The following is a 2,022-nucleotide window of genomic DNA, read 5'->3' as shown; positions in this document are numbered from 1 at the left end:
TGATAGGCCACTACACTATCTGGGCACGAAATAGGTCGCTTGGAACCTTCTATATGTTATCACTTGCAGCTTATAAATCTAGCATACGACTTTTCTCTTAAGATGGTAGCAGTGGTACTTATCTCATTCAGCGATCCATGGTAATACAATGGATTTGTCGCATCGTTCACATGATCCAGGCAAGTATCATAAGTTCAAGAAGGTGGATGGGGCTTCATACAACCAGGTAAATCAGTTTCTGCGCAAGCGGACATTCATTACCGCGCGAGAATGGGCTATATCACGTCTTTGTGCTGACTTTCAAACCTCTTCGGGTGCAGAGATGACTTTCATTGGGCGTAACCTGCCAGAGCTTGTTCCTTTCATGACTGGTACCTATTCGCCTCAGGCGGTAAACCAGGCCCGGAGTTCGTTTAAGAAAAAGGTGAACAAAGCAGGGGCAACCTTCCTGTATGGTGCGATGTGTGGTTTTTACACTCCTGAAGAACTTGATGATCTCCTCTTTGAAGCAAGTGAAGTTGCCCGGTTTCTGCTTGAGATAGAGAGTACTGCAATTGGTGTAGATGAAGAGATAGAAATTGAGGATCAGGTAACTGATATCATGCGCCAGGTTGCCGAAGCCTCCGCACGATTGTTAAAACTTAGGGAAGATCAGCAGAAAGCAAAGTTAGAAAAACGACGCAAACAGACGAAAGAAACAGATGATCAGAATGATTCTGATATCGAAGGCGTCGAAGTACCTGATACAGAATCTGATATGATGTGATGTTCATGGTAGAAGCAAAGAAAAAACAGTTGTTTGGAACAAACGGGGTCAGAGGTGTTGTTGGTGAATTGATGACACCCGAACTGGTTATGAAGATCGCAATGGCAGTCGGAAGCATGCGCCCGGGAACCGTTGCAATTGGAAGAGATACTAGAACGTCGGGTCCAGCTTTCATTGAAGCTGCTAAAGCCGGTCTAATGGCAGTTGGATGTGATGTTGTGGATTGTGGAATTTTGCCGACCCCTGGTCTACAATATCTGGTGAAGGATCATTTTGATGCCGGAATTGTCATCACTGCCTCACACAATCCCGGGAATTATAATGGTGTCAAGGTAATCGAGCCTGATGGAACAGAGATGGGAGATGAGAATTCGATTCTCGTTGAAGAACGGGTTTTCTCAAGTACTTTTGCAACCAAAGGATGGGAAGAAGTAGGTTCCAGCCGATCTGCTCCAGATATGTTTCAGGAATATATTGACGGTGTTGTTGCCAAAGTTCCTGCTGGAATAGGCAAAGGAATGACCGTTGTCATTGATCCTGGCTGTGGAGCCGCATACCGAACAACTGCTGCTATTTTATCTGATCTTGGATGCCGTGTGCTAACTCTGAATGCTCAACCAGATGGTCGGTTTCCGGCACGCAATCCTGAACCATCGGAAGAAGGTCTTGCTCCACTCTCTGATTTAGTTAGATCAGTTGGAGCAGTATTTGGAGTTGCTCATGATGGAGATGCCGACCGTGCTGTCTTTATTGATGATAAGGGTCGGTTTGTAGAAGAAAACAAGGAGTTCGCACTAGTTGCTGATGCGGTCTGTCATGGAAAGTCCGGAATTATTGTAACGCCTGTTAGTTCTTCCCGTCTCATTGAACAGATAGGAAAGCGTCACAACTGTACAGTGGATTACACTGCTGTTGGGAGTATCTATGTGGCACGGCGGATGAGATCTCTGATTGAAGCAGGAAAATCGGTGGTCTTTGGTGGTGAAGGAAATGGAGGACTCATCTATCCGAATCACCAGTTCTGTCGCGATGGTGGTATGACTGCTGCAATGATGGTTCTTCTACTTTCTATAAAAAAACAGGCTTTGAGCAATCTGGTGGATGATCTTCCTCCGTCAGTAATGCTCAAACACAAGTTTCATACTGACAAATCTCCGGCCATGATTGAGGTGGTTAGTAAGAAATTCTCCAGTGATAGGATCAATACAATTGATGGCCTTAGGATTGACAGAGATGATGCCTGGGCACTTATTCGT

General features: G+C 45.3%; 2 protein-coding genes. Both read left to right on the top strand.

Annotated elements, in window-relative coordinates; genetic code table 11:
• Positions 1 to 148 precede the first annotated feature (148 nt).
• Entirely contained in the window at positions 149 to 766 is a 618-nt protein-coding gene (locus tag VN429_RS04345; RefSeq protein ID WP_325630181.1) for a DUF5806 family protein, read from the top strand.
• A gap of 5 nt (positions 767 to 771) precedes the next feature.
• The coding region (gene glmM, locus VN429_RS04340) for a phosphoglucosamine mutase (RefSeq protein ID WP_325630179.1) at positions 772 to 2,022 on the top strand (1,251 nt) is incomplete at its 3' end.

The organism is Methanospirillum sp., from assembly GCF_035560735.1.
Lineage (GTDB): Archaea > Halobacteriota > Methanomicrobia > Methanomicrobiales > Methanospirillaceae > Methanospirillum.
This window is presented reverse-complemented; position numbering and strand designations above follow the sequence as displayed.